Annotated in this window: 16 protein-coding genes; 7 read left to right on the top strand and 9 right to left on the bottom strand. The window is 68.0% G+C overall.

Going from position 1 to position 21153, the window contains the following annotated elements:
- Nucleotide 1: 1 nt before the first annotated feature.
- From CQW49_RS18010 to CQW49_RS17990, 5 genes are read right to left on the bottom strand one after another with little or no spacing between them, the layout of a single operon-like run.
- Nucleotides 2-283 (bottom strand): hypothetical protein, encoded by a 282-nt coding sequence (locus CQW49_RS18010; protein ID WP_003610251.1) that lies wholly within the window; start codon nt 281-283, stop codon nt 2-4.
- Nucleotides 284-289: 6 nt separating this feature from the next.
- The gene (locus CQW49_RS18005; RefSeq protein ID WP_003610252.1) at nt 290-1003 is read right to left on the bottom strand and encodes an SAM-dependent methyltransferase; all 714 of its coding nucleotides are present in this window, start codon (nt 1001-1003) and stop codon (nt 290-292) included.
- Nucleotides 1000-1881 carry an ATP-binding protein gene (locus tag CQW49_RS18000; RefSeq protein WP_003610253.1) on the bottom strand — a complete coding sequence of 294 codons (882 nt, stop codon included), beginning with the start codon at nt 1879-1881 and terminating at the stop codon, nt 1000-1002. Before CQW49_RS18000 ends, CQW49_RS18005 begins: the two co-directional genes overlap by 4 nt.
- A 2-nt stretch (nt 1882-1883) precedes the next feature.
- Nucleotides 1884-2849, bottom strand: coding sequence for a hypothetical protein (locus tag CQW49_RS17995; RefSeq protein WP_003610254.1), 966 nt, complete (start codon nt 2847-2849; stop codon nt 1884-1886).
- The gene (locus tag CQW49_RS17990; protein WP_003610255.1) at nt 2846-4867 is read right to left on the bottom strand and encodes a hypothetical protein; all 2022 of its coding nucleotides are present in this window, start codon (nt 4865-4867) and stop codon (nt 2846-2848) included. Before CQW49_RS17990 ends, CQW49_RS17995 begins: the two co-directional genes overlap by 4 nt.
- A 692-nt stretch (nt 4868-5559) precedes the next feature.
- On the opposite strand from CQW49_RS17990, the gene CQW49_RS17985 reads away from it, so the two are divergent.
- The 4 genes from CQW49_RS17985 (at nt 5560) to CQW49_RS17970 (ending at nt 7647) form a co-directional block, all read left to right on the top strand.
- The gene (locus CQW49_RS17985; RefSeq protein ID WP_003610256.1) at nt 5560-6015 is read left to right on the top strand and encodes a MarR family winged helix-turn-helix transcriptional regulator; all 456 of its coding nucleotides are present in this window, start codon (nt 5560-5562) and stop codon (nt 6013-6015) included.
- Between the two features lie 43 nt (nt 6016-6058).
- A complete protein-coding gene (locus tag CQW49_RS17980; RefSeq protein ID WP_003610258.1) occupies nt 6059-6460 on the top strand; it encodes a DUF1398 family protein in 402 nt (133 codons plus the stop codon).
- Between the two features lie 297 nt (nt 6461-6757).
- On the top strand, nt 6758-7240 hold the full coding sequence (gene fldA, locus CQW49_RS17975) for a flavodoxin FldA (protein ID WP_003610259.1): 483 nt from the start codon (nt 6758-6760) through the stop codon (nt 7238-7240).
- On the top strand, nt 7219-7647 hold the full coding sequence (locus CQW49_RS17970) for a DUF2023 family protein (RefSeq protein ID WP_003610260.1): 429 nt from the start codon (nt 7219-7221) through the stop codon (nt 7645-7647). The genes fldA and CQW49_RS17970 overlap by 22 nt, the downstream gene beginning before the upstream one ends.
- A 4-nt stretch (nt 7648-7651) precedes the next feature.
- Here the strand turns inward: CQW49_RS17970 and hglS are convergent, their stop codons facing one another.
- Nucleotides 7652-9019 carry a 2-oxoadipate dioxygenase/decarboxylase HglS gene (gene hglS / locus CQW49_RS17965; RefSeq protein WP_003610264.1) on the bottom strand — a complete coding sequence of 456 codons (1368 nt, stop codon included), beginning with the start codon at nt 9017-9019 and terminating at the stop codon, nt 7652-7654.
- Nucleotides 9020-9129: 110 nt separating this feature from the next.
- Nucleotides 9130-10665: an L-piperidine-6-carboxylate dehydrogenase gene (amaB, locus tag CQW49_RS17960; RefSeq protein WP_003610266.1), complete on the bottom strand. Its 1536-nt coding sequence runs from the start codon at nt 10663-10665 to the stop codon at nt 9130-9132.
- 218 nt (nt 10666-10883) lie between these two features.
- Between amaB and rocD the strand changes: the two genes are divergently transcribed.
- Entirely contained in the window at nt 10884-12113 is a 1230-nt protein-coding gene (gene rocD, locus CQW49_RS17950; protein ID WP_003610268.1) for an ornithine--oxo-acid transaminase, read from the top strand.
- A gap of 101 nt (nt 12114-12214) precedes the next feature.
- Complete coding sequence (locus CQW49_RS17945) at nt 12215-13078, top strand: dimethylarginine dimethylaminohydrolase family protein (RefSeq protein ID WP_003610269.1); 864 nt, start codon at nt 12215-12217, stop codon at nt 13076-13078.
- 3 nt (nt 13079-13081) lie between these two features.
- Here CQW49_RS17945 and CQW49_RS17940 read toward each other — a convergent pair whose 3' ends face one another.
- Entirely contained in the window at nt 13082-14206 is a 1125-nt protein-coding gene (locus tag CQW49_RS17940; protein ID WP_003610272.1) for a sensor histidine kinase, read from the bottom strand.
- Between the two features lie 81 nt (nt 14207-14287).
- Nucleotides 14288-16549, bottom strand: coding sequence for a response regulator (locus CQW49_RS17935; protein ID WP_003610274.1), 2262 nt, complete (start codon nt 16547-16549; stop codon nt 14288-14290).
- A 269-nt stretch (nt 16550-16818) separates the two neighbouring features.
- Here CQW49_RS17935 and CQW49_RS17930 point away from each other — a divergent pair, with 269 nt between their 5' ends.
- Entirely contained in the window at nt 16819-21126 is a 4308-nt protein-coding gene (locus CQW49_RS17930; RefSeq protein WP_003610276.1) for a DEAD/DEAH box helicase, read from the top strand.
- Nucleotides 21127-21153 lie beyond the last annotated feature (27 nt).

Raw genomic sequence — 21153 nt, 5'->3', positions numbered from 1 at the left:
GTCATGTGAACTTCCCGATGGCCTTGGCCGAGGCTATGCCCCTGAACGTGTGAAAGCTCGGGCTCGCGCCCGTTTCCCGGCAATAACGGACGAAGTCGTCGGCGCCGACGTCGACCAGCACGACCGTCCATCCGCTACGCTCCCAATTGGCGATTTCCTTGGCTTGGAGAAACTGCCATTTCTCATGGCTGTCGGCCGGATAATTATCGACGAGGCGCGCGAGCGCGTCGTGATCGGCGGCCGCCACGCGGGGCAGATAGGTCGTGCGCCTCTGCGCGATCATCTCTCCTCAGCCTCGCCGTCGGTTCGTGGCGATCCAGCCGCCGAACAAGAACGTCTGGTAGAAGCGGGTCACGGATTCGAACCCCGCCTCGCTCAGCAGCGCGACGAGCTCGGCCTCGGGAAGAAAATCGACATCCCTCTCGATATGCGCGCGGTCCCTGGCGAGCTCAGCCATGCCGACGTCGTTCGACGCATAGGATCGACGCCACGCCTCCGACAATCGCTCGAACTCCGGAGCGCTCTTGTCGCCGAACAAATCGGCGAGGACAAATATTCCATTGGGCTTCAGCCTGTTCGCGACGGCGCGGAGATAGGAGAGCTTCTCGTCTCGGCTCTTGATGAAATGAGCGACGAAGATGGACGAGGCGGCGTCGAATGGCGCCGGCGCCGCGTAATCCTGCAGTCGCCCCTCGAACAATTGCGCTCGGCTCGTGAGCCCGGCCTCGGCGAGCTTGCGCTCGCAGACCGCCAGCATATCGGCCGAAACATCGACGCCGACGAAGCGCCAAGACGAAAACTCACTCCCGAGCGTGATCATCTCGGCGCCCGCGCCGCAGCCGACGGACAGGAACGTCGCATCCTCCGGCACATTCCGCAGCCATGGCGCGATCATTCGATGCAGCGCGTCATAGCTCGGGCAAAATCGGCGAATCCTGCGGTCGTATCGCGCCACGAGGCTTTCATCGAAATGCTCCGAGGGATCGAAGGGCGCGTCGGTCATGGCTGCTCGCCGAGCTTGTCCAGCCTCTTCCCGAGCCGCCCCGCCAGATCCTGAATATATTGCCACGCCACGCGGCCCGAGCGCGCGCCGCGGGTGATCGACCATTCGAGCGCCTCGCGCTCGATCGTCTCCTGCGTCGCGCCCAACCTATGATGACGCGCATAGCCGAGCACCATGTCGAGATATTCTTTTTGGCTGCAATTGTGAAAGCCGAGCCACAGGCCGAAACGATCGGAGAGCGACACTTTCTCTTCCACCGCCTCGCCGGGAATAATGGCGGAGGAACGTTCGTTCTCCATCATGTCGCGCGGCAGCAGATGGCGGCGGTTGGAGGTGGCGTAGAACAGCACATTGCGCGGGCGCCCCTCGACGCCGCCCTCGAGCGCCGACTTCAAGGATTTATAGCTGGTTTCGGCCGCGTCGAAGGAAAGATCGTCGCAAAACAGCAGAAAGGCGAAGGGCGCGTCGCGCAAGGCGCCGAGGAGGCTGGGCAGGCTCTCGATATCCTCGCGATGAATCTCCACGAGCTTCAGCTGCAGCCGGCTCGCGGGATCGTGCGCGACCTCGGCGTGGACCGATTTGACCAGCGAGGACTTGCCCATGCCGCGCGCGCCCCACAGCAGCGCGTTGTTCGCGGGCAGGCCGCGGGCGAAGCGGCGCGTGTTGTCGAGCAGCAGCTCGCGCTGGCGGGCGACGCCTTCGAGCAGCGACAGCTCGACGCGATTGATTTGGACGACCGGCGTCAGCTCGGCGCGCGCGGCGCGCCAGATGAACGCCTCGGCCGCGGAAAAATCCGGCGCGGCGGGCGGCGGCGGCGCGAGCCGCTCCAGCGCCGCGGCGATGCGGGCGAGCAGAGCGAGGGCGTCGGCTTCTGGCATTCTCACGACCTTTCAGAGATTGGCGCGCCGTCGATCGCAGCGAAGTCGAACAGAAACGCATTGTCGAGATCGAGCGCGGCGTAGAGCAGCGGATCGGCGGTGAGAAAGGGCCGCCAGAATTCCGTGAAGGCGCGCGGGCCGGCGATCCCCTTGCGACGAAAGCGCCGCTCGCCCTCGCCATGCGGATCGATATTGGGATTTTGAAAGGTCTTCACGAAGCCGAAGGCCGAGAGCGCGATGAAACGCACCGCGACGCGCCGCTCGAGCGCGCGCAGCGCATCGCTCCAGCGCGCCGCCTGCAGCGATCGCCTCAGCACATGTAGAGCGACGGCGGGATCGCAGGCGTAAGTGAAGGCGCTCGGCCCGAGCTGCACGAACAAGCGCTCATATTGCGTGAAGGCGACGACGATCCGCTTCAATCGATTGTCGGGCGAAAGCGCGAGACGCTCGAGGAGCCGCGCCAGATTGGCGACCGAGGCGCCGTCCTCGAAGCGCGTGAGCGGCAGCGCCAGCACGATCGCCTCGGCGCTCTGCAGCTTGTTGGCGAAATCCTCCCGCAGATCCGGCGGCGCCTCGGCGCTATCCTCGGGAACGGCCACGGCGCCGGCGGCGTCGATGACGCGCAGCAGGATCGGCGCCTTGTCGCGTCGAGCCGGGGGCGCTTCGCCGTTCAGAGTCAGGCGAAAGAAATATTCGCCGAGGCGCGAGGGCTCCGTCGGCGCGCCGCCGGCGGCGAAATCGCGGCGCAATCTCTGATAATCATCGGTCTGGGCGTCGAGAATGTCGAGCTTGGCCGAGGAGTCGAAGCCGTGAAAGGCGGCGCGCGAGATCGACTGCAACGTCGGCCGCAGCTCGGCCGGATAGCCATGCGCGTTCTGCACGATGCAGTCGGTCGCCGTCGCCAGCAGTGAGGATTTGCCGCTTCCGCGCGGCCCGACGAGGCAGATGGTCAGCGTTTCCGGCGTCATGGGCGCGATCCCTTCCCGCCGCCCCGTTTCAGCAAGCTTCGCATCGTCGCCAGCAGCCCCTCCGGCCGCGCCGCCGCCGGCGCCGGCGCGCGCGTTTCGGCGACCGGCGCCGCGCGCGCGGCCTGTGGGCGGCGCCAATAGGCGTTGGCCTCGTCCACCATCACCGCGAGACGCGCGGCGTCGTCGATGCGCGTCCAGCGGCCGGCGCGGCGGCGCTCGAGATAGTCGCGCAGCGCGCGCGCCTCGCCCTCCAATTGCAGATCGTCGCAATAGATCGCCGCGCGCTCGACGATGGCCTCGTCGACGAGGAGCCGCGCCGTCGCCGCGAGCCGCGCCGGCTCCTTGGCGTCGACGAGCTCGATCCGAGCGGCGATCAGCGGCTGGGCCAGCACGGGCTCCCCAAGCAGCGCCCAGAGGCGCAGCTGCGCGGCCGGATCGATGTCGGCGGCGGCGAGCCCCTTCGCATTGCAGAGCCCCAGAAATCGCTGCAGCAGCGGCCGCGCCGGACCGCAATAATCGCGATAGCGCGCCTCGGTCGCGCCGCGCGTCAGCTCGGCGCGACGCGCCGAGGCCTCCATCAGCACGGGATCGGCGCGATAGGCGTCATAGCCGCCGAGCCGGGCGATGGCCGCGCGCCCGTCCGGCCCCGCATCCTCGGCGAGCGCGACGAAAGCCGCCATGGTCAGCGGATCGACGAGGTCCCACAGACGCGCCGCGGAAAAACGTCCGCCATAGCCGCAGAGCGCCAGCGCCGCGTTGAAGCCCGCGAGCAGGCGTTCACGCCGACCCTGCGCGCTCGCGGCGCGCTCATCGCCGCGGCCGGCGCCGCCCTCGGCGTCACGCTCCGCGTCGACGGCGCGGCGCAAAATTTCATCGAGCAGCCGGTCGCCGTCGGCGATGCGGCGCGCAATCGCCCCGTCGCTGTCGAGGCGAAACAGCCGCGCATAGGGCGCGCCGCCCGGATCATCGGGGATGACGCCGAAATCGCCGGCGTCGGCGCAGGTGCAGACGAGGCCGATGTCGTCGCCGAGCGCGGCGCCGAAAAAATGCAGATCGACGACGAGCCCGCTCTCCGCCCCTTCCGCGACCCGCGTCGCCGACAGCCCGTCGAAGACGGCGCCATCGGGGGCGGCGAGCACATCGGCGAGGCGATGCACGATGATCGCATCGCTCGCCTCCACCGCCTCGAAGCGCTCGCCCGGCGCGCCGATGGCGCGGCGAATGTCGGCGAGCGTCAGCGGATCGGCGGTCGGCTCGCCGGCGGCGCGCTGCTCGCGCAGCCAATCGCGGAAACGCCGCCGCTGATGCAGCGCCAGCACGACCACGGCGCGCGCGAACAAGAGATCGCCACGCACGGCGTTGGGGATGCGCAGGCGCAGGGTCGGACAGGGCGCGCCATTCTCGCGCAGCCAATTCTCCATGATGGCGAAAGGCGCCATCAGCGTCGTCGGCCCGCGCGCCGGCGGCGCGTCGATGGCCTCGACGGCGATGCGGCTCTGCTGGGCGGGGAAAATACGCTCGGCGGCGGCAAGCCGCATCAGCGCGGCGGCGCCGTCGCGCCGCTCGACGCGGCGGTTCTGGCGGACGGCCCAGACGAGGCGGCCGCCGCTGCGGGCGATCTGGTCGCGCGCCGCGCGCTCCGCGTCGCCGCGCGCCGCCAGCGAGACGGCGCGAAAGGCCGGCGGCCCCTCGCCTTCCCCCGCCTCGACGAGCAAGAGCCGGGATTCGCCGCCGGCGTGCTCGGCGTCGAAATCGCCGAGCGCGAAGCGCAGCTCGGCGCCGTCGGCGGCGCGCAGGCTCACAAAGGCGTGCTCGGACGGCAGCTCGACGACGCAATAGCCGCAACGCAGCCGCGGCGCGTCGAGAACATCGACGAGCGCGGCCCCGGAAAGCGCCGCGTCGCGCGCGGAAAATAACGTGAGATCAGGGCGAAGGCTCGGGGCGCCCGCCTCCTCGAAAAATGCGATGGCGAAGCCTCTGCGACCGTCCCAGAAAGCGTCTAGCCGATCTCGCCACATGCGACAGGGTCACCACTCGAGAAACGACAAAAGCGGGCAGCAAGATAGCCGCTAATGCGCCGCGCGCAAACCCGAGGCGCGGCCTTCCAGGAGCAATCAGGCGAAGGACTATTCCCTGACCCTCGTCCTGAGAAGCCCGCGAAGCGGCGGCTCCTCAGGACGAGGGTTGGGGATCTTATCCTTCACCCGATTCCCCTGGGGGCCTTCCGTCACAGCGAGGCGTGCGGGCGCGTCCCGCCGCCGGATTTCGGCGCGGGCGATGGGGGTCCGGAACGCCGCGGCGCCGTTGCGGGCCGCGGAAGGAGAGGTGGTGGATCGGAGCCGAAGCGTTCCGGACCACGGTCGCCTTTTCTGCTGTTCGCCGCCTCCGGGGCCAGGGAGCCTCCCCCTTTCGGGTCGTAGGTCCCCGCGCCACCCTCGGATATTCGGCCTGGTCCGCGCCTTTTTTCAAAGGCTTCCGCACGAAGGAAGACCAGCGCCGGCGACGTGGCGTCGCGAGGTTTCGAGAGAGGGTCGCCTCCCGTCCCCGCGAACCGCGCCCCGCCGACGCCGCCCGACCCTTCGGATGGCGCCCCATGCGGCGGAAGCGGGGAAGAGAATAGGAATATTATCCGCATATGTCAACCCGCGAATTTGATTGCCTAGGAAACCAAGTCAGTTAGTTTCCTAGTCAATCAAATGGAGCCCTCGCCATGTCCCCGCGTGTTCCCGAGCTGACCGACCATCTCGGCTATTGGCTGCGCCAGCTGTCGAATCACGTGTCGCACGGCTTCGCCCGGAAGCTCGCGGACAAGGATGTGACGGTCGCCGAATGGGGCTTGATGCGCATGTTGCTTGGCCGCGAGCCGACCCCTCCCAGCCGATTGGCCATCGACATGGGCCTGACGCGCGGCGCGATCACCAAGCTCGCCGACCGGCTGATCGCCAAGGGCTTCGTCATTCGCGCAGCCGATTGCGACGACAGGCGCGCGCAGACGCTGCGGCTCACGGCCGAGGGGGCGCAGTTCGTTCCGGAGCTGGCGGCGCTGGCCGATGAGAACGAGAGCGAATGCTTCGCGCATCTTGAAGACGAGGACCGCCGCGCGCTGCGGCGGATTCTGGAGCAGACGGTCGCGCGTCTCGGCCCGACCCGCATGCCGCTGGATTGAACGCGCGACATCGCCGCAAGTCACGAAACAATGAGGTGAACCAATGGACGCTCGAATTTGCGAAATCGCCGAAGCCTCCCTGCATGCGGCTGAGAGCGGAGCCAAGACGTTTCCACAGATCGTCGCGCAGCTGATCGCGGCGGGATTCGAGAGCTATGCGATCGATTTTCGTCGCGCGACCGCGACCTATTATCTGCCGGACGGCGACAGTGTCGTCATCCCGACGCATCGCCATGCGGCGCCTGTCGCCGCCGCGCTCGACGCCGGCGTTCTCGTGGCGGCGATCCGGGAGGCGCAGCAATCGGCGCCCGGCTACACCTATGCGAGATTTTGCGAGAAGGTCATGACGGGCGGCTGCGCCGGCTATCTCGTGTCCTTCTCCGGTCGCCGCGCCGTCTATTTCGGCCGCGACGCGGAAACGCATGTGGAGCATTTTCCGCGCTAGAACGCTTTCCGATCCAGTCGGCTAGAATGGCGCCCCGCGCCTCGAGACGCCCGCTACGCGTCGCGCAACTCGCAACGCTGTCGAATCGGCGCTCTTCTTTTACAATTGGAACGAATACAATATTTCCAACCCAGATTGTAATAATTCTCGATAGCCTAGTCATTTACAACCAAGTTGCGCCGCAATAATCTACCTCTCGTTCGAGACGCACTGCTTTTCACGCAGCGATGGCCTTGTGTATTTCGCGATGCGACAGCCGGATTCCATTTGGTCCAATTCCAAACTGAGAGGCAAGACATGAGCATAACAGTGATCTTCGGTTCCGACGGCGGCGCGACGAAAGGCGTCGCCTCACGTATATCCAAGAAGTGCCAGGGACGATCGGTCGACATCAAGGACGCGACGACCGATGATTTCGAGAATTGTCATCTTCTGATCCTGGGCTCGCCGACCTATGGCGACGGCACGCTGCAGACGGATTGGGAGGACAATATCGACAAGCTGCGCGGCGCCAATCTGCAGGGCAAGAAAGTCGCTCTGTTCGGCACCGGCGATCAGGAGACCTATCCGCACTCCTTCGTCGACGCCATGGGCATTCTCTATGACGAGGTGACGGCGCTGGGCGCGAAGGTGATCGGCTTCACCGAAACGGCGGGCTATGATTATCTCGGCTCCACCGCCGAGCGCGACGGCAAATTCGTCGGGCTGGCGCTCGATCTCGACACACAATCCGGCATGACCGAGAAACGAGTGACCGCATGGCTGAGCCAATTGCTCTGAGCGGGGAGGCCGTGCGGCCTCTCCCCTCCCTCACCCGGCTCTCGGCGGAAGCGGCGCCGGTGCTGCGGCTGCTCCATCACAACATCTACGAATACAGCCGCGGCGTGCGCGCGCTGTTCCTGATGACGCTCTCTCGCCGCGAGCTGCGGCTGGCGCTCGACCGGCTGGGGGCTCAGGGCATCGAATGTTTCGTGCAGGAGCTCGGCCCGGCCAAGGCCAATCTCTTCTTCGGCCGCCCCGCTCATGTCGCCGTGGCGCGCGCGCTGGTGACGCGTCCGCTCAACACGCTGACGGCGGAAGAGGATTTCATGCTCGGCACATTGCTCGGCTATGATTGCGAGCAGCAGTGCCGCCGTTATCTCTCCCGCTCGGCGCGCGCGGCGCCTCTGGCGGTCGCGGCGGAGTGAGCGCTCACACCGCCGTCTCCGCCGCGCCCAGCGCCTCGAGCGTCGCGCGAATGGAGGCCTCCTCCGATTGCGCATAGAGCGCCAGCTCATCGGCGGGCGTTGCGCCCAGCGCCTCCTCGAAGGCTCCTCGAGCGGCGCCGGCGGCGAGCTCGCGGCGACCGCCCTCGCCGAGATTGGACTGGAAGATGCCGGCGGCGCTGACGGGCAGGAAATCCTCGTAGAATATCGGCTCGGCGCGAACGAGGCCGTCGCGGACCAGCGCATCGAGACCGCCGCGGCCGGAGCCCTTGCGGACGCCCGCCGCCGGCGCATAGCGGAAGAAAGCGAGATGGCGGCGGCGCAAGGTCTCGGCGTCGTCGGGAAAATTCTCGAAGCGGCGCGCCAGCTCGGCGCCATAGGCGGCCGCGCTCGCCTCGCTCGGCGGGGCGGCGGCGAGCGTCTGCGCCAGCAGCTCGTCATAGAGCGCGCGGCCGTCCGCGGTCAGCGCCGCGCCGCGCTGCTCGATCTCGCCGAAGCGCGCCTTGTGCGCGCCTGTCTCGCCGTCGAACTGCGCCGTCTCCGCGATCGCCTTGAAGCTCGTCTGGCGCAAGAGAATCGGCGCGCGCCGGCGCGGCGGGCCCTCGACGATCGATTTGGGATCGAGCTCATGCTCGATCATCGACTGCTGCACGGCGTCGATGTCGAGCGTCGGCAGAGTGAGATGATTGATGTGCGGCCCGTGGAAGCACACGACGTCGGCGACGAGCGGATGCGCGGCAAGGAATTTGCGATAGGCGTCGAGCGAGACCTTCGCCCGCCCATGCCAGCGGAAAGTCTCCGTCGCCTCGTGAACGAACTCCATCGCCTGCGCTTCGCTGAGGCCGCCATGGGCTTCGGCGATCTCGATCAGATGCTCGCAGCGCGGCGTGAAGATGCGGCGACGCTCGAGAATCGCCATAGCGTCGCGGCGCAGCGCCGCGTCCTCGATCAGCTCGGGACGCAGCAGCGAGGTGAAGATGCGGAAGGGACAGGCGCGCGTCGATTGCTCCGTCACCGGACGGAAGCAGGTGGAATGCACCGGCACGCCGGCGGGCGCGAGATCGTAATAGCCGACAGGACTCATGCCCATCACGGCGAAGAGGCGGCGAAGGCCCGACAGCTCCTGCGGCCGGCCGACGCGAATGGCGCCGTGACGCTCGACGCCGATGAGATCATAGCGGCCGGCGCTCCGCAGTCGCTGCTCGAGCGTCTCGTCGGCGGCGAGCGTGCGGCCGTCGACCTCGGCGACGATATGGGCGAGCTTTTGATATTGCGGAACCTCGGCGCGATACATTTGCGTCATCGCCGCTGAGAACATCGCGCGGATCGTGTCGGCGGATACCAATTGCGTCATAGCCGGTCTCCGTTGTCTCGCGGTCATTGCGAGCGGAGCGAAACGATCCTTCAGCCGTGGTGCGGCCTCTGGACTGCTTCGTCGCTGCGCTCCTCGCAATGACAGCGTTGTCACAAGTCGAACTGAACGCCCTGCGCGAGCGGCAGCGCGCTCGAATAATTGATCGTGTTGGTCGCGCGTCTCATATAGGCCTTCCACGCGTCGGAGCCCGCCTCGCGACCGCCGCCGGTCTCCTTCTCGCCGCCGAATGCGCCGCCGATCTCGGCGCCCGACGGGCCGATATTCACATTGGCGATGCCGCAGTCCGAGCCTTCGGGCGAGAGAAAGCGCTCCGCCTCGCGCAGATCGCTGGTGAAGATCGACGAGGCGAGACCGTGCGACACGTCGTTCTGCATCGCCACGGCTTCGGCGAGATCGCGATAACGCATCGCATAGAGGATCGGCGCGAAGGTCTCGCGCCTCGCCACCGCCGCCTGCTCGCGCAGCTCCACCAGCGCCGGGCGAGCGTAGAACGCATTGGGCCAGCGGTCGGAGAGAATGCGCTCGCCGCCGGTGACGCGGGCGCCGAGATCGCGCGCCTCGGCCAGCGCGTCGCGCATGCGGCGATAGGAGTCCTCGTCGATCAGCGGACCGACGAGATGCTTTCCTTCGCGCGGATCGCCGACCGCGACGGTGCGATAGGCGGAATGCAGCCGCGGCAGCAATTGGTCATAGACGCTGTCATGCGCGATCAGCCGCCGCAGGCTGGTACAGCGCTGGCCGGCCGTGCCCATGGCGGAAAAGGCGATGGCGCGCACGGCGAGATCGAGCGACGCCGAAGGGCAGACGATGGCGGCGTTGTTGCCGCCGAGCTCCAGAATGGAGCGCGCGAAGCGCTGCGCGAGGCGCGGGCCCACAGCGCGGCCCATGGCGGTGGAGCCCGTCGCCGAGACGAGCGGAACGCGCTTGTCGTCGACGAGCGCCTCGCCGAGCTCGCGTCCGCCAATGGCGAGACTGCAAAGGCCCTTCGGCGCCTCGTCGCCGAAACGCTTCGCCGCGCGCTCGAACAGAGCCTGCGTCGCCAGCGCGGTCAGCGGCGTCTTCTCCGAAGGCTTCCATACGAGAGCGTCGCCGCAGACGAGCGCGATCGCCGCGTTCCACGCCCACACTGCGACGGGGAAGTTGAAGCTGGTGACGATGCCGACGACGCCGAGCGGATGCCAGGTCTCCATCATGCGATGGCCGGGCCGCTCGGTGGCGATGGTGAGCCCGTAGAGCTGGCGCGACAGGCCGACGGCATAGTCGCAGATGTCGATCATCTCCTGCACTTCGCCCTGCGCCTCGGAGGCGATCTTGCCGGCCTCGATGGTGACGAGCTGCGCCAGCTCGCTCTTCGCCGCGCGCAGCTCCTCCCCGAGCAGGCGCACCAGCTCGCCGCGCCGCGGCGGCGGAACCATGCGCCAGCGGCGGAAGGCGGCGTCGGCGGCGGCGATCGCGCGATCCAAAGCAACGTTATCGCTCGTCTTCACGGAAGCGATGACTTCACCGGTAATCGGCGAGCGTGAATGTAGACTACCGCGCTCGAACAGCTCTGACTCGACGTTGAGCTTGCCGAGAATATCGGCGGCATTCGTCGCGATTCCGCAGGGTTTCGTTGGCGTTTGCATCACTGTTCTTCCCTTCGAGCCCGGCCAATGGATTATTTGTCTCGCAAATAGCTCGCGTTCGATGTATTTGCAATCGATCGCCGGAGCGTCGGATCGACGCGCTCCGCATTGCAATCGCTCCCGCGCGCGAAAGACGGCGGGAGCCGCCGCCGGCCGCCCGCACGAAAATCGTCGAGGCGAGGCCGCGTGCAGCCCGACAACAGCGAGGTCCCGAATTCATGAACGCGAAGCTGCAAGACATCCGCGACAATCCGCACCGCGCGCGCAATTATGCGCCGCTGCCTGTCGTGCTGACGCGCGGCGAAGGCGCGCATCTCTATGACGTCGACGGCCGACGCTATGTCGATATGATGAGCGCCTATTCCGCCGTCAGCCATGGCCATGCGCATCCGCGCATTCTCGCTGCGCTGACCGCGCAGGCTCAGCGTCTCGCCGTGCCCTCGCGCGCTTATTTCGACGATCGTCTCGACGCCTTTCTCACCGAGCTCTGCGCGCTCACCGGACTCGACGTCGCTCTGCCGATGAACACGGGCGCCGAAGCGGTGGAGACGGCGATCAAGGCGGCGCGCCGCTACGGCCATCGCGTGCGCCGGCTAGCCGATCCCGAGATTCTCGTCGCCGCCGGCAATTTCCATGGCCGCACGACGACGATCATCGGCTTCTCCTCGGAGGATTCCTATCGCGACGGCTTCGGTCCCTTCGCGCCGGGCTTTCGCGCCGTTCCCTTCGGCGATCTCGCCGCGACGGAAAAGGCGATCGGACCCAATACGGTCGCGATCATGGTCGAGCCCGTGCAGGGCGAGGCCGGCGTCATCGTGCCGCCGAAGGGCTGGCTCGCCGGACTGCGCAAGCTCTGCGACGCGCGCGGCCTGCTGCTCATCGTCGACGAGGTGCAGGCGGGATTGGGGCGCACGGGCGCCTGGTTCGCGTTCCAGCACGAGAATGTGAAGCCCGACGGCGTCATGCTCGGCAAGGCGCTCGGCGGCGGCGTGCTGCCGGTGTCGGCCTTCGTCGGAACGCGCGCGCTGATGGACATGTTCACGCCGGGCTCGCATGGCTCGACCTTCGGCGGCAACACGCTCGCCGCCGCGGTGGCGCTCGAGGCGCTGCATGTGATGCGCGACGAGAAGCTCGTCGAGCGCAGCCGCGATCTCGGCGAGCATATGCTGAGCCGCCTGCGCGCGGTCGACAGCCCGGCGCTGCGCGACGTGCGCGGCCTCGGCCTCTGGGCCGGCGTCGAGATCGATCCCTTCTATGCGACCGGGCGTGAGATTTGCGAGCGGCTGTGCGAGAAGGGCGTGCTGTCGACGGTGACGCATCAGCAGGTAGTGCGACTCTCGCCGCCGCTGGTGATCGCACGCGCGGACCTCGATCTCGCGCTCGATCGCCTCGAGGAGACGCTCGCCGAAATGGTTTCGCGCCGCACGCCGCGCCGAGCGGTGGGGTGAAAAGCGAAAGAATAAAGAAAAGGGCGCTCCCTTCTCCCGCTCGCGGGAGAAGGAGCTCGCGTCGAGAGTCGGCTAGTGAGCAAACCCAGTGAGGAACGACGATGACCAAGCCGCTCGCCATGGCGCAGAACTCCGGCGTTGCGCGTCGCGACGCGCGGCAGCGCATCTTGATGTGCGCGCCGGATGATTTCGACGTGCGCTATGTGATCAATCCGTGGATGGCCGATCAGATCGGCAAGGCGACGCGCTCGCTGGCGCGCGCGCAATGGGAGACATTGCGCCGCACGCTCGCGCGGACGGTCGACATCGAGCTGGTGACGCCCGCCGCGGGCCTGCCCGACATGGTGTTCACCGCCAACGCCGGCTTCACGCTCGGCGACACGGTCGTCGTCAGCCGCTTCAGCGCCGAGGAGCGGCGCGCCGAGGAGCCGCTGTTCCGCGCCCATTTCGCCGCGCAGGGATTTAACCTCGCGCCCTGGCCCCAGGACATCGCTTTCGAAGGCGCCGGCGACGCGCTGATCGATCGCGCGCAGAAGCTCGTCTGGTGCGGCTATGGCATGCGTTCCGACGCCGCCGCGCCGCAGACGCTGGAGGCCGTGCTCGAGCGGCGCGTGATCGGCCTGCGCCTCATCGATCCGCGCTTCTATCATCTCGACACCTGCTTCTGCCCGCTCGCCGGCGGCTTCGTGATGTATCATCCGCCGGCGTTCGACGCCGAGTCGCGCGCGGCGATCGAGCGCGAGACGCCGCCGGAAAAACGCATCGAGATCGGCGAGGACGACGCGTCGCGCTTCGCCTGCAACGCCGTCGACCTTTGCGGTGAGATCGTCATGAACGACGCCTCGCCCGCATTGCAAAATCGCCTGCGGGCCGCCGGCTTCGCGCCGCTGCTGACGCCGCTCGGCGAGTTCATGAAGGCGGGCGGCTCAGCCAAATGCCTCACCTTGAAGCTCGTGGAGGCGTGAGCCTCACGCCGCGCGCGGAGCCGCCGTCTCCCCATGGGGAATGGATAGAGTGAAGGTCGCGCCGGCGCCGAGCTGCGAGACGGCCTCGATCCGCCAATGATGCCGCTCGCATGTGGCCTTGCACAAGGCGAGGCCGACTCCGGCGCCGGGATATTGCGAAAAGCTGTGCAGGCGCTTCAGCGGCTCGAAAATCGCCTCGGCGTGCTTGGGTTCGAAGCCGATGCCATTGTCGGCGACGGAGACGTGCAGCTCGTCCCCGTCCTTCGCGGAGAACACGATGCGCGGCGTGAGCTGCGGCTTGCGATATTTGATGGCGTTCGACAAAAGGCTCGACAGACAGCGCTCGAATTGAGCCTTGTCCGCGTCGACCGTCACGCCGGCCGCGACCTCGTTGACGATCTGCGCGCCGGTCTGGCGAATGAGCTCGGAAAAATCCGAGACCACCGCTTCGATCTCTCCGCGCAGCAAGAGCCGTTCCAACCGCGGCGGCGTCGACACCTGGCGCGAATAGGCGAGCAATCCATTGACCAGCTCGCGCGCCCGCAGCGCGGAGCTGCGCAGCACCTCGGTCGCATGAACGGCCTCGGTGCGGTCGTTGCGCTCGAGCGCGCGCTCCATCATCTGCGCGAAAGCGGCGATCTTGCGCAACGGCTCCTGCAGATCATGCGAGGCGACATAAGCGAAGCGCGCGAGACGCTCATTGGCGAGCTCGAGCTCATGCGCGCGTTCGACGAGCTGGCGCTCGATCTCCTTGTGATGCGAAATATCGAAGACCGTGACCGCGACGAACAGAGCGCCATTGTCGTCTTGGATCGGCGCGAGCCCGATATGCACCGGAAACTCGGCCCCGCTCTTGCGCACAGCGTAAATGTCGCGGTCGAGGCCGATCAGGACGCGGCTCGGACTGCGGTAGTACGCCTGACGCAGCTCGCGATGAAGCGCGCGCATGCGCGACGGCAGCAGAATGTCGACCTCGGCGTCGATGAGCTCGTCGGAGGAATAGCCGAACGTGTCCTCCGCGGCGCGATTGACATAAACGATGCGATCATCGGCGGCGCTAACCAGCATTCGCGCCGCAAATGCGGTCTCGACGACCATGCGCAGCACCTCGGACGCCGGTTTCGCCATTGTCGCTGTCCATAACGAGAGACGGGCCCGGACGAGGCTCGCTCGACAGACCACGCTGAGACGCGATCATATGGGACAGCGTCACGCCGGGCGCGAGGGGCGGAGCCGGCGTGCGTCGATCAGCCGCTTCAGCGCGTCGAGTTCCGTCGGCTTGACGAGATGATGATCGAAGCCCGCGGCTTCGCAGCGCAGCCGCACGGTCTCGCCGCCGGAGCCGGTGGAGGCGACCAGCACGATCTCCCGCCCATCCGGCGAGGCGCGAATCGCTCGCGCCACATCATAGCCGTTCATCCCCGGCAGGCTGAGATCGAGCAGCGCCAGCTCCGGCCGAAAGCTCTGCGCCAGCGCGATCGCCTCCTCGCCGCTGGTGGCGATGCGCGTCTCGTGCCCGTCGAGCCGCAGCAGCTCGGCCATGGCCTCGCCGACGGCGATGTCGTCGTCGACGACGAGAATTTTCAATCCCGGGCCGGTCGCCTCCACGCCCGGCTCGCGGCGATCGAGAAGGTCGCGCACCTTGCGCGCCAGCCGGTCGATCGAATAGGGCTTCACGATCAGCTCGACGCCGGGATCGAGCACGCCATTGTGCACGACGGCGTTGCGCGTGTAGCCGGTGGTGAACAGGATCTGCAGCTGCGGCCGGCGCCGGCGCGCCTCATCGGCGAGATGACGGCCATTGGCGCCCGGCATCACCACATCGGTGAACAGAAGATCGACATTGCGATTCATGTCGAGCTGGCGCAGAGCGGCTGCGGCGCCGTCCGCCTCCAGCACGCTGTAGCCGAGCTCCTTCAGCGTGTCCGCCGTGAGCGCGCGCACGCGCGCATCATCCTCGACGACCAGTATCGTCTCCTGCTTCTCCCCGCGCGGCGTCGCCCGCGCCGGCGCCGGCGCATCGGCGGCCTCCGCGGCGCCGTGGTGGCGCGGCAGATAGATCTTCACCGTCGTGCCATGGCCGGCTTCGGAATAGATCTTCACATGGCCGCCCGATTGCCGCACAAAGCCATAGACTTGGCTGAGCCCGAGGCCGGTGCCGCGGCCGGCGGGCTTGGTCGTGAAAAAGGGATCGAAGGCGCGCTCGATCACCTCGCGGCTCATGCCCGCTCCAGTGTCGGTGACGGCGACGAGCACATATTGACCGGGCGGAATCCCGACCTCGCGCGCGGCGTATTCTTCGTCGAGATAAGCGTTGCTGGTCTCGATGGTGAGCTTGCCGCCCTCGGACATGGCGTCGCGCGCATTGAGCGCGAGATTGAGGATCGTCATCTCGAGCTGGCTCGGATCGACGAAAGCGCGCCACAATCCTCCAGCGAAGACCGCTTCGAGACGCACCGGCTCGCCGAGCGTGCGGCGCAGCATCTCGGCCATGGCCGACACCATCTTGTTGGGGTCGATCGGCTCGGGCGCGAGCGGCTGGCGGCGCGAGAAGGCGAGCAGGCGATGCGTCAGCGTCGCCGCATGCTCGGCGCCTTCGAGCGCGCTGTCGAGATAGCGCATCGCGTCGGGCTGATCGACGCCGGCTAGGCGCCGCTTGGCGAGATTGACGCTGCCGATGACGACGGCGAGCATATTGTTGAAGTCATGGGCGAGACCGCCGGTGAGCTGGCCGATCGCCTCCATTTTCTGCGACTGCCGCAATTGCTCGGCGAGCGTCTCGCGCTGCGCCGCCTCGGCCGACAGCGCCTCATTGGCGGAGCGCAGCTCGTCCTGCGCCGCGGCGAGCGCGCGCAGCTGGCTGCGCAGCAGCGCGATCCCGGCGCCGCCGACCAGCATCGTCATCGCCAGCGCGACTGCGGCGCCGACCCGCAGAAGGCCGCCGCTGCGCTCGATATGGAGCGATTGGTCGTCGATGAGCTTCTGCTGGCGCGCGACCAGCGCCTCGAGGCTGGCGTGGATTTTCTCCATGAGCGCTTTGCCATGGCCGTCGCTGATGATCGCCACCGCCTCGTCGCGACGACCCTCCGCCGCGAGATCGAGGCTCTTCTTCAGCTCGCCGAGCGCGTCCTCGGCCCATCGGCGAACCTCCGCGAGCCGCTCACGCTCGTTCTCGCCGCCCATCGAGCTCGCCAGCGATGCGAAATCCCCGTCGATCTCGGCGCGGGCTTTCTCATAGGGCTCGAGATAAGAGCGATCGCCGGTGAGCAGAAAGCCTCTCTGGCCCGATTCCGCCGCGTGGAGCGAAACCAGCAGCTCGCGCTGCATCCTGCGTTCGGAGATCAGCTGCCGCACGCCGCGATATTCGGAGGACTGCTTGCCGACGAAGGCGAAAGCCGCGAACAGCGAGGCGGCGAGCACGACGAAACCCAAATAGATCGGCGCAGAAATGTCGATGAAGCTATTGCGCACTGGCGCCCTCCGGCAATGATGATGACGGGACCGCGCGTCGCCCGCCGCGCGCCGGCTCGGCGCCGGCGACGGTCGAAGGCTTCGCGACTACGCGCGGTCCACGAGGCTCACAATGGAGCCAAGGGAATCGGGTGAGGGATAAGATCCCCGACCCTCGTCCTGACAATAGAGCCTTCTCGCCTTGTATCGTCTCGATGCGAGGATTACATCTCGCCCTCGGCCCGCCGAACCGCGGTCGCCCCCGCCGGGCCTCGTTCCCCCTGACCCCCATGCCCTTCGCTCAGCTGTTTCATCCGGCGGTTTCGGCGTGGTTCGCCGATCATTTCCGCAATGCGACGCCCGCGCAAGCCGAAGCTTGGCCGGAAATCAAATCGGGGCGAAATATTCTCATCGCGGCCCCGACGGGCTCGGGAAAAACTCTCGCCGCCTTTCTCGCGGCCATCGACGATCTCGTCCGCCTGGGGCTCGAGGGGCGGCTTTCCGACGAGACCCGCGTCGTCTATGTGTCGCCGCTCAAGGCTCTGTCCAATGACATCGAGCGCAATCTCGCGGCGCCGCTGGCCGGCGTGCGCGAGCGTCTGTCTCTGCTCGGACTGCCCGACGTCGAGATTCGCACGCTGGTGCGCACCGGCGACACGCCCTCGGCCGAGCGCGCGCGCATGCGGCGGCGTCCGCCGCATATTCTGGTGACCACGCCGGAGTCGCTCTATGTGCTGCTCGGCTCGGAATCGGGCCGCAAGACGCTGGCGACGACGCGCGCCGTCATCGTCGACGAGATCCACGCCGTCGCGCCCAACAAGCGCGGCGCGCATCTTTCGCTGTCGCTGGAGCGTCTCGCCGCGCTCTGCAGCGACGAGCTCGCGCGCATCGGCCTGTCGGCGACGCAAAATCCGATTTCCACAGTGGCGCAGTTCCTCGTCGGCGCTGCAGCGGGCGAGCCAGCGATCGTCGACTCCGGCCATCACCGCGCGCGCGATCTCGAGATCGAGATCCCCGACGCGCCGCTCGAGGCGGTGATGTCCGCCGAGGTGTGGGCGCAGATCTATGACCGCCTCGCCGCGCTGATCGAAGCGCATCGCACCACTCTCGTCTTCGTCAATACGCGCCGCCTCGCCGAGCGCATCGCGCGCGAATTATCCGATCGTCTCGGCGGCGCCGCGGTCACCGCGCATCACGGCAGCATGGCGAAGGAACATCGCCTCGCCGCCGAGCAGCGGCTGAAGCGCGGCGAATTGAAAGCCCTCGTCGCCACCGCGTCTTTGGAGCTCGGAATCGACATCGGCGATGTGACGCTCGTCTGTCAGATTGCCTCGCCGCGCTCCATCGCCGGCTTTCTGCAACGCGTCGGCCGCTCCGGCCATGTCGTCGGCGGCCTGCCCAAGGGGCGGCTGTTTCCGCTCTCGCGCGACGATCTCGTCGAATGCGCGGCGCTGCTCGACAGCGTGCGCCGCGGCGAGCTCGACCGCCTCGCCATTCCGCCGCATCCGCTCGACGTGCTGGCGCAGCAGATCGTCGCCGAGGTCGCGGCGCAGGACTGGCCCGAGACCGCGCTCTATGAGCGGTTTCGCCGCGCCTTTCCGTTTCGCGAGCTGACGCGCGCCGATTTCGACGCCGTGGTGCGCATGCTCGCCGAGGGCTTCGCGACGCGGCGCGGCCGACGCGGCGCGCTCATTCATCACGACGCCGTCAATCAGATTCTGCGCGGCCGACGCGGCGCGCGCATGACGGCGCTGACCTCGGGCGGCGCCATCCCCGAGACCGCGGATTATCAGGTTCTGCTGGAGCCGGAGAACCACATCGTCGGCACGGTGCATGAGGATTTCGCCGTCGAGAGCATGGCCGGCGATATTTTTCAGCTCGGCAACGCCTCTTATCGCGTGCAGCGTGTCGAGCGCGGCGTGCTGCGCGTCGAAGACGCGCAGGGACAGCCGCCGACGATTCCCTTCTGGCTCGGCGAGGCGCCGGCGCGCACCGACGCGCTGTCGCATTCCGTCTCGCGTCTGCGCGCCGAAATCGAGTCGAGGCTGCGTCAGGATGCGAGCGGCGCCGCCGCTCTGCGCTGGTTGATGGAGGAGGTCGGCGTCGCGCCGCCGGCGGCGGAGCAGCTCGTCGATTATCTTGCCGCCGCTTTCGGCGCATTGGGCGCGCTGCCGACGCAGGACACGCTCATACTGGAGCGTTTCTTCGACGAGGCCGGCGGCATGCAGCTCGTCGTGCATTCGCCTTTCGGCGGACGCATCAACCGCGCCTTCGGCCTCGCATTGCGCAAGCGCTTCTGCCGCAAGTTCAACTTCGAGCTGCAGGCGGCGGCGACGGAGGACAATATACTGTTGTCGCTCACCACCGCGCACAGCTTCGAGCTATCCGAGGTCGCGCGCTATCTGCATTCGGCGAGCGTGCGCGGCGTGCTGGTGCAGGCGATGCTCGCGGCGCCCATGTTCATGACGCGCTGGCGCTGGACGGCGGGCATATCGCTGGCCATTCCGCGCTATCAGGGCGGGCGCAAGACGCCGCCGCAATTTTTGCGCATGCAGGCGGAAGATCTCGTCGCCGCGGTGTTTCCCGATCAGATCGCCTGCGCGGAGAATATCGTCGGCGAGCGCGAGGTTCCCGAGCATCCGCTGACCGATCAGACGATCTGGGACTGCCTGCACGAGGCGATGGACATAGACGGGCTCGAGGCGCTGCTGCGCCGGATGGAATCCGGCGATGTGCGCGTTCTCGCCTGCGATCTCACACAGCCCTCGCCGCTCGCTCTCGAGGTTCTCTCGGCGCGGCCTTACGCCTTCCTCGACGACGCGCCGCTCGAGGAGCGCCGCGCCCAGGCGGTGATGGCGCGCCGCTGGCAGGACCCGCAGAGCGCCTCCGATCTCGGCCGGCTCGATCCGGAGGCGATCGCGCGAGTGAAATCGGAGGCCTGGCCCGAGCCGATCGACGCCGAGGAATTGCATGACGCGCTGCTGTGGATCGGCTGCCTCGCCGAGGCCGAGGTCGCCGCCGCGCCGGAATGGTCGGGCTGGCTCGCCGCGCTCGCGCGAGAAAAGCGCGCCGCGCGTTTCGAGACGGAGCGCACGGCCGTCTGGATCGCCGCCGAGCGGCTGAGCCAGTTGCGCGCGCTCTGGCCAAAGGCGCGGCTCGCGCCGCAAATCGCGCCGCCGGATGGCGAAGCGCAGCTCTGGTCGGCGGAGCAGGCGCTGATCGAAATTCTGCGCGGCCGGCTCGAAGGGCTCGGGCCGGTCACGGAGCATGCGCTCGCCGCCGCGCTCGGCCTTTCGCCCTCGGATGTCGCCGGCGCCCTGCTCGCGCTCGAGGCCGAGGGCGCGGTCATGCGCGGGCGCTTTCTGCCGGGCGCCGAAGGGGCGCAATGGTGCGACCGCCGCCTGCTGGCGCGCATTCATCACTACACCATCAAGCGCCTACGCGCCGAGATCGAGCCGGTGGCGGCGCGCGACTTCCTGCGCTTCCTCTGCGAATGGCAGCATGTCGCCGGGGATGCGCGGCTCGAGGGGCCGGAGGCGCTCGGCGCCGCGCTCGAGGCGCTCGAAGGCTTCGAGGCGCCGGCGGGCTCCTGGGAGACGGAGATTCTGCCGGCGCGGCTCGGCGACTATGAGCCGGCCTATCTCGATCGTCTGTGCCTTTCCGGCCGCATCGCCTGGGCGCGGCTGATCCCGCCCGCCGCCAAGGGCCGCGCCGGCGCGCCGGTGCGCAGCTCGCCGATCGCTCTGGTGGAGCGCCGCCGGCTCGGAGATTGGATGTCGGTCGCCGCCCCTGCCGAGGCGCCTCAGCCGAGCCCGCGCGCGCTCGCCGCGCTGGAGACGCTGCGCAGAGAGGGCGCGCTGTTCTTCGACGAGCTGGCCGAGGCCTCGCGCCTGCTGCGCACCGAGCTCGAGACGGCGCTCGGCGAATTGGCCGCGCTCGGCCTCGTGACATCGGATAGTTTCGGCGGGCTGCGGGCTCTGCTGGTGCCGTCCGAGAAGCGCAAGCCGATCGACGGCGCGCTGCGCAGGGGCCGCGTGCTCGCCTTCGGCATGGAGAGCGCAGGCCGCTGGTCGCCGATCCGCCGCGCCGCCGCCGAGACGAATTCGGAAGCCCGGATGGCGGCGGTCGAGCATGTGGCGCAGGCGCTATTGCGTCGCTATGGCGTCGTGTTCTGGCGGCTGCTGGCGCGCGAGGCGGGCGCGCTGCCGCCCTGGCGCGATCTGTTGCGCGTCTATCGCCGGCTGGAGGCGCGCGGCGATATTCGCGGCGGGCGCTTCGTCGCCGGCTTCTCCGGCGAGCAATATGCGCTGCCGGAGGCGGTGGGGCTGTTGCGGGAGCTGCGCCGGCGGCCGGCCTCGGGCGCATTCGTCTCGCTGTCGGCGGCCGATCCGCTCAATCTCATCGGCGTGCTGACGCCGGGCGCAAAGCTCGCGGCGCTGACCAGCAACCGCCTGCTCTATCGCGACGGCCTGCCCATCGCCGCGCTCGCCGGCGGCAAAATCGAGTTTTTCGGCGATCTCGACGCGGCGACGCGCTGGGAGGCGGAGAAACGGCTGCTGCGGTCCGCCGCGCGCGGGCAGATGGCCGATCTCGCCTGAGCGACCACGCACGACCGGCTGCTGTTT

Origin of the sequence: Methylosinus trichosporium OB3b, from assembly GCF_002752655.1 — a bacterium.
GTDB classification, from domain to species: Bacteria; Pseudomonadota; Alphaproteobacteria; order Rhizobiales; family Beijerinckiaceae; genus Methylosinus; species Methylosinus trichosporium.
Note: the sequence above shows the minus strand (reverse complement) of the source record. Positions and strands in the feature narration are given on the sequence as shown.

Bases quoted from the DNA above. Each gene is read 5' to 3' on its own strand.
- CQW49_RS17940 (WP_003610272.1), bottom strand. From the start codon at position 14,206: ATGGCGAAACCGGCGTCCGAGGTGCTGCGCATGGTCGTCGAGACCGCA.
- amaB (WP_003610266.1), bottom strand. From the start codon at position 10,665: ATGCAAACGCCAACGAAACCCTGCGGAATCGCGACGAATGCCGCCGAT.
- CQW49_RS18005 (WP_003610252.1), bottom strand. From the start codon at position 1,003: ATGACCGACGCGCCCTTCGATCCCTCGGAGCATTTCGATGAAAGCCTC.
- CQW49_RS17930 (WP_003610276.1), top strand. From the start codon at position 16,819: ATGCCCTTCGCTCAGCTGTTTCATCCGGCGGTTTCGGCGTGGTTCGCC.
- CQW49_RS17995 (WP_003610254.1), bottom strand. From the start codon at position 2,849: ATGACGCCGGAAACGCTGACCATCTGCCTCGTCGGGCCGCGCGGAAGC.
- CQW49_RS17990 (WP_003610255.1), bottom strand. From the start codon at position 4,867: ATGTGGCGAGATCGGCTAGACGCTTTCTGGGACGGTCGCAGAGGCTTC.
- CQW49_RS17945 (WP_003610269.1), top strand. From the start codon at position 12,215: ATGACCAAGCCGCTCGCCATGGCGCAGAACTCCGGCGTTGCGCGTCGC.
- CQW49_RS18000 (WP_003610253.1), bottom strand. From the start codon at position 1,881: ATGCCAGAAGCCGACGCCCTCGCTCTGCTCGCCCGCATCGCCGCGGCG.
- rocD (WP_003610268.1), top strand. From the start codon at position 10,884: ATGAACGCGAAGCTGCAAGACATCCGCGACAATCCGCACCGCGCGCGC.
- hglS (WP_003610264.1), bottom strand. From the start codon at position 9,019: ATGACGCAATTGGTATCCGCCGACACGATCCGCGCGATGTTCTCAGCG.
- CQW49_RS17980 (WP_003610258.1), top strand. From the start codon at position 6,059: ATGGACGCTCGAATTTGCGAAATCGCCGAAGCCTCCCTGCATGCGGCT.
- CQW49_RS17985 (WP_003610256.1), top strand. From the start codon at position 5,560: ATGTCCCCGCGTGTTCCCGAGCTGACCGACCATCTCGGCTATTGGCTG.
- CQW49_RS17970 (WP_003610260.1), top strand. From the start codon at position 7,219: ATGGCTGAGCCAATTGCTCTGAGCGGGGAGGCCGTGCGGCCTCTCCCC.
- CQW49_RS18010 (WP_003610251.1), bottom strand. From the start codon at position 283: ATGATCGCGCAGAGGCGCACGACCTATCTGCCCCGCGTGGCGGCCGCC.
- fldA (WP_003610259.1), top strand. From the start codon at position 6,758: ATGAGCATAACAGTGATCTTCGGTTCCGACGGCGGCGCGACGAAAGGC.